Origin of the sequence: Geosporobacter subterraneus DSM 17957 (assembly GCF_900142145.1) — a bacterium.
In the GTDB taxonomy this organism is placed as follows: domain Bacteria; phylum Bacillota; class Clostridia; order Peptostreptococcales; family Thermotaleaceae; genus Geosporobacter; species Geosporobacter subterraneus.
In genome coordinates, this window is record NZ_FQZV01000084.1 from 1 (window position 1) to 8,327 (window position 8,327).

Sequence of the window (8,327 nt, forward strand, 5' to 3'; positions counted from 1 at the left end):
TCTCTTAACCAATGCCTTTATAGTACAGATTTGTTCTAACTGCATAGCAATTAAGGCATTAAGTAAAGCCTCAAAAGAGAAACCCTTAGGACCACGTTTACAGGGTTGAATTTGAAAAGCTTGTAGTAAAATGGAATAGTCAATGAAAGTCAAAATAGCCTGTAATTTTGTTAATGGTTGAAGTTCAATAATTTGATCTAAAGTAAATAAAGTTGTTTGCCGATACATAATTTGCAGTCGCCCCTTTCTGTGGATTTTTTTTACAAATTATTTATCGGATTGGGGTAGACTGTTTTTTTATATTTTTGAAACATTGTTATTTCAAGGCTTAAAAATTATGAAATTTACTCATATGAAAAAAGCAAGGTTTATCTTATAATAGAATAGGAAAAATAAACAATAAATATATGATCATAAAAGGGAGGATACCAATAGATGAAGGCTATTGTAATAGAAAAATTTGGAGGCCCTGAGGTTCTAACATTAAAGGATATTGATATACCTAGTATTGGAGCTGGACAGGTTTTAATTCGCACTGCTGCTGCGGGCTTGAATTTTGCTGATATTAAGACAAGGAAAGGGGAAATGCACGGAGCAAGTACCCCTCCTGTAATACCAGGATTGGATGTTGCAGGAACCATAGAGGCTGTGGGTTCCGGTGTAACTGGTTTGAAAAAAGGAGACCGGGTGATTGCATTCCCTCAAAATGGGTCCTATGCAGAGTATACAGTGGCTGATGAAAGTCTTACTTTTCCTATACCGGACAATATAGACTTTGATACTGCTGCTGCCAGCCCTCTTGTTACATTTACAACCTACAATTTACTAAAACCAGTGGCCAGGATGGTTGAGGGAGAAACGGTACTTATACATGCGGCTGCAGGCGGAATCGGTACCACTGCCATTCAAATGGCGAAGGCCTTTGGTGCAAAGAAAGTTATCGGAACTGTTGGAAGCGATGAAAAAATACCTGTTGCCCAAAAACTTGGTGCAGATGCAGTGATTAATTACCGTGAAGGCGGTTTTGCAGAGGCTGTTAAGGAAGCGACCGGTGGAAAGGGAGCAGATATTATACTGGATTCTGTTGGAGGCGATGTTTTTAGCGAGAGCTTAGAGTGTTTAGCTATGTATGGAAGACTGGTGAACTTTAATAGCTCCAGCGGCACTACCGGTACGGTGAACACAAAACAACTACATTCCAGCTGTCGGGCAGTCTTAGGCTTTAGTATAGCCACAACCATAAAGCAGCGGCCTGAAATCCTGAAAGAAACTGCAAAAGAGGTTCTGCCAATGATTGGAGAGGGCAAAATAAAGCTGGTTATCAGTGCTGCATACCCTCTTGGAAATGCAAGAAAAGCCCATGAATTGATTGAAAGCAGAAAAAGCATAGGAAAAATTATATTAAAGCCTTAACAAATTTTGTAGAGAGATCTTTTTATGAACACGTAATCTCCATAGAAAGATCTTTTTTTATTGTCTAGGAAAGTATAAATTTGCTGGAGCTTCAATAAAAGTAATTTCAGGGCTTAAGGCATTTTATAACATTTTAAGACAATAAAAAAGCAGGGGTTGTAGGGGATGAAATTCCCTGCCGTAGTAAGAGGGGTGCTCAGACTGTCTTGCAGCCGTCGAAGGGGAACTAGGTTCCCCTAGCGAAGCACACCCAGTGGGCCTTTTTTCTATGCCATTACTTGACAAGCACAGAAAAATATTCAAAAATGGGGTAAGACTTGTTTTAAGACTTTAAACTGGTGAGGTGGGGAAATGGATTTTAAAAAGCTTATTGAAAAGGCAAAGCAAATTGAAGGTTTCAAATGCAGGGTTTGCCCCCAGTGTAACGGAAAGGCCTGTAGAGGAGAGGTACCAGGGCCCGGTGGGAAGGATTCCGGTGCTGCTTTTGTCAGAAACTGTGAGAAGCTCAGTGAAATCAAGGTGAATTTGGATACCATTTATTCTCCGGTATCAGTGGATACATCTATTGAGCTATTTGGAGCAAGATTGAGATATCCCATTCTGGCTGCACCGATAGGCGGATTGATTCCAAACTATGGGGATAAGCATGGTATTGATGATTATCACTATTCAAAGGCCATCATAGAAGGCTGTAAGCGGGCTGGAACCATAGGCTTTACTGGGGATGGTGCAAAGGACCAATTCTTTACGGACCCCCTAAGAGTCATTGAAGAAAATGAAGGATGGGGTATTCCCACCATTAAGCCATGGAAGCAGGAAGAAGTGATGCAGCGGATTGCTCTGGCAGAAAAGGCTGGAGTTCCGGCTGTGGCTATGGATATTGATGCCGCAGGATTAATCCTATTAGCTATGGCGGGGAAGCCGGTGAGTCCTAAATCCGTTGAAGAAATAAAGGAAATCATAGACTCAACCAGTCTGCCCTTCATTTTGAAGGGGGTCATGACAGCCAGGGGTGCTGAAAAAGCTTTAGAAGCAGGGGCCTATGGCATTGTAGTGTCCAATCATGGCGGAAGAGTGCTGGATCATACGCCTGCTACGGTAGAGGTGCTTCCGGAGATTGTAAAGGCAGTGGGCGGTAAAATTAAGATATTTATTGATGGTGGTGTCCGTACAGGATTGGATGTATTGAAAGTACTGGCATTAGGTGCTGATGCAGTATTGATTGGCCGCCCCTATGTGGTAGCTGCCTTTGGGGGAGCAGCAGAAGGGGTAGAGCTCTACACTAACCGTATCGGGGTTGAATTGGAGGAAGCCATGATTATGACAGGATGCGGAAGTCTTCAAGAGATCAGCAGGGAAGTCATCTATTAATTTGGCGTTTGATCGAATTTCTTAATCATACATCTGCAAAAAATTTAGATCGAGAAAATCCGGTACATTGTACCGGGTTCTTTCTTTGCACAATTTATAATAAAATGATAGGTGTAGGAAGGAAACAGCAGGGAAAAATAAGGATAAAGAGAATATATTCATGAAAAAAGGGGTTGAAAAAGATGAAGAGGCCTCTGATTATCGGACACAGGGGAGCTTCTGCCTATGCACCGGAAAACACCATGGCGTCCTTTAAGAAAGCCTTGGCCTTAGGTGCCGATGGCCTGGAGATCGATGTGCAGATGAGCAAGGATGGACACCTGGTTATCTGTCATGATGAAAGGGTAGACCGTACTACCGATGGGACAGGGGCTATTCAGGCTTTAACTTTGAAAGAACTGCAAAAACTCGATGCCGGGAGCTGGTTTAGCAAGGAGTTTAAAGGTGAAAAAATTCCGGTTTTGGAAGATCTGCTGGATTGCTTACGAGGGAGAAATATATTACTGAATATAGAGTTGAAAAATGGGATTGTTTTGTATGAGGGATTAGAAGAAAAAATACTGGAGGCCCTGGGTATTTATCGAATGGAGCATTGTACTGTACTCTCATCATTTAATCACTATAGTCTTCTGAAAATCAAGGGACTCAACCCTCGTATAAAGGTTGGAATTCTGTATGTTGCAGGAATGGTCCGTCCATGGGAATATGCACGAAGCATCGGTGCAGATGGTCTGCATCCTATTTATTATAGTGTAAGGCCTGAAATCGTCGCAGGAGCACAAACGCATCAAATGCCCATATATACCTACACCGTCAACGAAATATCAGATTTAGAGAAGATTGCCGGTATGGAAGTCGCTGGCATTATTACCGATTATCCGGACCGTGGGAGAAATGCAGTGGATAAAATATGAAAAAGAGATTACTGGGAGGATAATTTATGGAGTATTTTCATCGTTATGCACAGGCTTTTGATTACGAAGGGGGAGCGGAAGGCTGTTTGCTCATTCATGGATTTACAGGCACCCCGGCACACATGAGATTGTTGGGGGAAAGCCTTCATAAAAAGGGCTATCGTGTCAAAGGGATTTTATTAAAGGGTCATGGTACGAAAATAGAGGATATGGAGAAAGTCACCTGGCAGGATTGGCTGCAGGATGCGGTTGCAGGCTATGAAGCTTTACGAAAAACCTGCAGAAAAGTATATGTGATAGGCTTGTCCATGGGAGGGGTTTTGACCCTATTGTTGGCGGAACAGTATCCTGTGGACAAAGTAGTTCCCATTGCTGCGCCTGTAAAAATTTATGATAGAAAAGCCTATGGAGCACCGTTGTTAAAGTACTTTCAGCGGTTTAGAAAATGGGGGGGAAGCGGAGAGGGGCCGACAGCTGAAGAATTCAAAGACTACAAGCTGGGATATGATGGTTTCTCCGTAGAGGCCTTGTGTCATTTGCTAAAGCTGATGAAACTAGGAGAGAAAAACCTGCACCAGATCCAGTGTCCTACCCTGATTATTCAATCCAAGACCGACGAAACCGTAAAACCGGTTAGTGCTCAAATCATTTATGATAAAATCAGAGCCCCGCAAAAAGAGATTCTGTGGCTAGAGCGTTCGAAACATGTTTGTACCATAGGGCCGGAACGGGAATTAATACATGAAAGAATACAGGAGTTTTTACGGCGATAGTCCACGGTTTTTTTAAGGATGTTTAACCGTTACAAAAACGGTGGCACACTTCACCCAACCAAGTGCATATACTAAGTAAAAGGGAATATGTTTTAGGAGTGGGGGAAATGGGATGATGGGAAACAGGCAGGAGAAAGAAATGCATCAAGAAGCCGGGATGACAGGAAAAAACATAAGTCTGTATGACTATCACAAAAAAATGGCAGAGTATCATTATAAGCACTATCAATCTATGGCAGGCAGAAGGTTAAAGGCTCAATCACCCAAGAGCAATACAATTGCAGCTTTAACTGTTAAAAGGATTCTGCACTGGCCGTTGAATTTGAGTTATTTTGAGGTCAGTGGGCTGAAAGACCCTGAAATAGAAAGATGTATTAATGAGCTAATTCTAAAGAAGACCTATGATTTGGTGGCGGCCCAAAAGAAACGTTCCAAAAACCTAATCCAAATAATAGGAAGCTATGATGTTAAGCTAAATAGAGACGGACTGTTAAGTATTTATTTTCAGAACTATTCTATTGGGAAAGCAGCAGCCTGCGGATTAATTTTGGCAGACTCGCTGACAGTAGATATGGATATGGGAAAGATATATGGACTGAAAGATTTATTTCAAGAGGAGAGTCCTTATATCCAGCGATTGAACACCTATATTAAGCAGCAGATCAAAACAAAAAAAATCCAGTTGATCACTGACTTTCACACCATCCACCGGGATCAACAGTTTTATTTGACCCCTCAAGCCATAGGAATTTATTTTCAGACCTATGCTTATACACCCTATGTTTATGGTATTCCCCAGTTCATGATTCCTTATAACAGCTTGACGGACTTCATCCTTGTGGAGGGGCCGCTTCCTAGATTGTTATGATATCCAAAAACCATAGACTGAACAGTATAGATAGGAAAATCTATTTTTTGTTACCCAAGAATAGCAAAATGGAGTATACTAAGGATAAAAGCATAAAACAAATATAGATTGGGAGGCGAGAATATTGAAGTTTACATTTGCACACAACAATATTAATGTTTTCGATTTGGAGAAGAGCTTGAATTTTTATAAGCAGGCACTGGGATTGGTTGAAACCAGAAGAAAAGAAGCATCCGACGGAAGCTTTATTCTGGTGTTTCTAGGGGACGACACCACTCCACATAAGCTTGAGCTGACATGGCTTCGGGACCGTACAGAGCCCTATGACCTTGGAGACAATGAAATTCATATAGCATTTACTGCCGATGACTATGAAGCTGCCCATGTATTACATAAGGAAATGGATTGTATTTGCTACGAGAATGAGAGCATGGGTATATATTTCATAGAAGATCCGGATGGATATTGGGTGGAAATCTTGCCACAGAAAAGATAGTTTTTAGGATAGGTTTAATTAAAAGCTTAGAAACAGGAAAAAGAGCACTTCATGTGTTCTTTTTCCTGTTTCTAAGAAAACTTAATTATGGCGATGTTCCTTTTCCAGCATGTCCATAAATACTTTGGCGGAGTCAGCAGCCTCTTCCAGCTTTTCCTTTAAAAGAGAAAAGTTTTTAGATATTTTTGCATCCTTTACGGTACCGTTGTTATCAGAGGTTAGCAGCAGATCAATACTGGTTAGCTGCTCGAAATTACTGGACAAGTTCTCTTCAATTCTCTTCATTTGATTCATTACCTCATGCAGGGTTTTACGATCATCCATGAAATTCATCCTTTCTTGGTGGTTTCTATCCTATATTATGAACCTTTTTCCAATCTAGTATCCTTATATAGGAAGGATTATTTTAGATTTTCAAGAATATGAAATAGAGAAGATAAACAGTCTTTATATTCGTTATCAAGTATACTCTATAAAGGGGAGAATTTTATGGGTTATTCAATGGAAATTATAAGGAAGGCAGAGCAAAATACATCCATGTGGTCGGGGGGAACCACAACCCAATTGGCAATATTTCCGAAGGATGCTGTGTACAGCGAAAAGAATTTTTTATGGAGAATCAGTTCGGCGAAGGTAGAGGTGGAAGAATCTCTATTTACACACCTTCCGGGTATATGGCGATTGATTATGGTGCTGGAAGGAGAGCTACGGTTAGAGCATGAGGGACACCATAAGGCTGCATTAGTACCTTTCGAACAGGACAGCTTTAGCGGGGACTGGACTACAAGAAGCTTTGGTAAGGTAACAGATTTTAATCTGATGATGGCCCATGGCTGCAGCGGAGAGTTAGACGCAATTAGTTTGAAGATGGGGACGGTGGAAATCTTTCCTCCTATGGAACTGCAAGAATACACAAGAGCCACAGAAGCTCTATACTGTGTAGCAGGTAAAGCTGATATACACATCGACGGAGGGATAGAAACTTTGGAAACCGGAGACTTCTTCCTCATTCACACAGATGAATCCTGTTCAGCTTCACCTATAAAAATAGGCAATTCTAATGAAAATGAGACAACGATTATAAGAGCACGGGTTTATTATCAGGGAAAATAATCCCATAGAGACAAAGATAGATTATCTTTGTTTCTTTTTTTGTATAGATGTATGACTGAGAATCCTAATAAATATTCAGAACGACGAGGGCGTCGATCCCTACATTTCTATTGAGATTTGCGTAGAGAAAGGCTTCTGTACCGTTCCAATGAATGTTAAATTCTCTTAGTCACACATTTATAGATAAGTTTAAAATCTTAATTTTTAAAAGGACATTTGTCCTTTTCATAATAACAGATCTTAGATACACTAAAACTATATTATCAATAATTCATTAATGGCCTATGAGGATGAAAAATATGAAAAAGATTCATAATCTTCAACTGCTGGATGCATACATCAAAAAATATGATTTAAAGAATATTTGTAATGCAGAAGTGCTGGCAGCAGGAATTTTTCTATTTCAATCGAGATAGGCCATGTGAATAAAAGTTAAAAGAATTAGTTGCTTGAGGAAAAGTAAATAATGTACTAAGAGGGTCCGTTACAAAAACGGATCTTTTTTGATGAAAAAATTACAAAAATAATTGAAATAAAATTAACGACTCGTTCACTTTAAACAATATTCTGAAAATTAATTAAACCAAATCCTGTTGAGCTGAAGTCAATCTATAAAAATTAATCTAGTTCAGGAAAAATTTTTTAAAAATAGAATCCTCAGCAAATACAAAATGGTATCGTTTGCCTGGATACGTATAATATTTCATTATTCAGAAAATTTCAAGAATAGTTATTGACAGAATAACTGCTTGATTCTATAATAAATTTTATAGTTTCAACTGATAAAATCAAACTTTAAACAAAATGTGCAAGGATTCATATTTTTTAATAAAAAAAGAAACTAAAAAAATACATACAAATATTTATTAATTTTCATGAATATTTATGAGCTTTATACCTTTTGCAAATCTTAAAACATTTGATATTTGCACATAGGAATAAATTTCTTATCAGAACAAATATCCACTATTTTCGATTTGTGAAAGCTAAAATATAAAAAATAATGGGGGAATGAAGAGTGAAAAGAAAATCAGCCTGAATTATTCATGAAGATCTAAAAAATGAATTTAGACCCTCAAAATTGAGTTTTATCAGTTTTAAAAATCTATATAAAGGAAAAAGTTCCTAAAAAAGGGTAGACTTATCCCGTAATAGTTGTTTTTGGGTTGTTTTTGCCGTTTTGAAATTGCCAAGGTTCACTGTTTTTGCTATTCAAACTTTGGGAGTCGCCTTATGTTTTCAAAGGTTTCGTAGAATTCCTCTTTATATGGGCAGCTGCTACAAAGTTTGAATGTAATATATCTTGCTGATCGGATTATCTTTGATGCAATCTTGATCAACTTTAAGCGGATGGTATCGATCTGCATTTTCCTCATACT

Annotated in this window: 9 protein-coding genes and 1 pseudogene; 7 read left to right on the forward strand and 3 right to left on the reverse strand. The window is 39.1% G+C overall.

Annotated features, from left to right (window positions below):
• Nucleotides 1-228: pseudogene (locus tag BUB56_RS18520) on the reverse strand (IS5/IS1182 family transposase); the annotation flags it as partial.
• Nucleotides 229-435: 207 nt separating this feature from the next.
• Between BUB56_RS18520 and BUB56_RS18525 the strand changes: the two are divergent.
• From BUB56_RS18525 to BUB56_RS18550, 6 genes are all read left to right on the forward strand, one after another.
• Nucleotides 436-1,413 (forward strand): quinone oxidoreductase family protein, encoded by a 978-nt coding sequence (locus tag BUB56_RS18525; RefSeq protein ID WP_110942734.1) that lies wholly within the window; start codon nucleotides 436-438, stop codon nucleotides 1,411-1,413.
• A 351-nt stretch (nucleotides 1,414-1,764) separates the two neighbouring features.
• On the forward strand, nucleotides 1,765-2,784 hold the full coding sequence (locus BUB56_RS18530; protein WP_110942735.1) for an alpha-hydroxy-acid oxidizing protein: 1,020 nt from the start codon (nucleotides 1,765-1,767) through the stop codon (nucleotides 2,782-2,784).
• Between the two features lie 182 nt (nucleotides 2,785-2,966).
• Complete coding sequence (locus BUB56_RS18535) at nucleotides 2,967-3,698, forward strand: glycerophosphodiester phosphodiesterase (RefSeq protein ID WP_110942736.1); 732 nt, start codon at nucleotides 2,967-2,969, stop codon at nucleotides 3,696-3,698.
• 26 nt (nucleotides 3,699-3,724) lie between these two features.
• Nucleotides 3,725-4,471, forward strand: a complete 747-nt coding sequence (locus tag BUB56_RS18540) for an alpha/beta hydrolase (protein ID WP_110942737.1) — start codon at nucleotides 3,725-3,727, stop codon at nucleotides 4,469-4,471.
• Between the two features lie 112 nt (nucleotides 4,472-4,583).
• On the forward strand, nucleotides 4,584-5,339 hold the full coding sequence (locus BUB56_RS18545; RefSeq protein WP_110942738.1) for a DUF3298 and DUF4163 domain-containing protein: 756 nt from the start codon (nucleotides 4,584-4,586) through the stop codon (nucleotides 5,337-5,339).
• A 124-nt stretch (nucleotides 5,340-5,463) separates the two neighbouring features.
• A complete protein-coding gene (locus BUB56_RS18550) occupies nucleotides 5,464-5,835 on the forward strand; it encodes a VOC family protein (RefSeq protein WP_110942739.1) in 372 nt (123 codons plus the stop codon).
• Nucleotides 5,836-5,916: 81 nt separating this feature from the next.
• Here the strand turns inward: BUB56_RS18550 and BUB56_RS18555 are convergent, their stop codons facing one another.
• Nucleotides 5,917-6,159: a hypothetical protein gene (locus BUB56_RS18555; protein ID WP_110942740.1), complete on the reverse strand. Its 243-nt coding sequence runs from the start codon at nucleotides 6,157-6,159 to the stop codon at nucleotides 5,917-5,919.
• A 165-nt stretch (nucleotides 6,160-6,324) separates the two neighbouring features.
• Here BUB56_RS18555 and BUB56_RS18560 point away from each other — a divergent pair, with 165 nt between their 5' ends.
• On the forward strand, nucleotides 6,325-6,948 hold the full coding sequence (locus BUB56_RS18560; RefSeq protein ID WP_242946436.1) for a HutD/Ves family protein: 624 nt from the start codon (nucleotides 6,325-6,327) through the stop codon (nucleotides 6,946-6,948).
• Between the two features lie 1,208 nt (nucleotides 6,949-8,156).
• On the opposite strand, the gene BUB56_RS18565 is transcribed toward BUB56_RS18560, so the two are convergent.
• Nucleotides 8,157-8,327, reverse strand: a 171-nt coding sequence (locus BUB56_RS18565; protein WP_190014595.1) for a transposase, incomplete at its 5' end; no start/stop codon positions are given.

Coding starts and splice junctions, on each gene's coding strand:
- BUB56_RS18560 (WP_242946436.1), top strand. CDS start 6,325: ATGGGTTATTCAATGGAAATTATAAGGAAGGCAGAGCAAAATACATCC.
- BUB56_RS18535 (WP_110942736.1), top strand. CDS start 2,967: ATGAAGAGGCCTCTGATTATCGGACACAGGGGAGCTTCTGCCTATGCA.
- BUB56_RS18545 (WP_110942738.1), top strand. CDS start 4,584: ATGATGGGAAACAGGCAGGAGAAAGAAATGCATCAAGAAGCCGGGATG.
- BUB56_RS18525 (WP_110942734.1), top strand. CDS start 436: ATGAAGGCTATTGTAATAGAAAAATTTGGAGGCCCTGAGGTTCTAACA.
- BUB56_RS18530 (WP_110942735.1), top strand. CDS start 1,765: ATGGATTTTAAAAAGCTTATTGAAAAGGCAAAGCAAATTGAAGGTTTC.
- BUB56_RS18555 (WP_110942740.1), bottom strand. CDS start 6,159: ATGGATGATCGTAAAACCCTGCATGAGGTAATGAATCAAATGAAGAGA.
- BUB56_RS18540 (WP_110942737.1), top strand. CDS start 3,725: ATGGAGTATTTTCATCGTTATGCACAGGCTTTTGATTACGAAGGGGGA.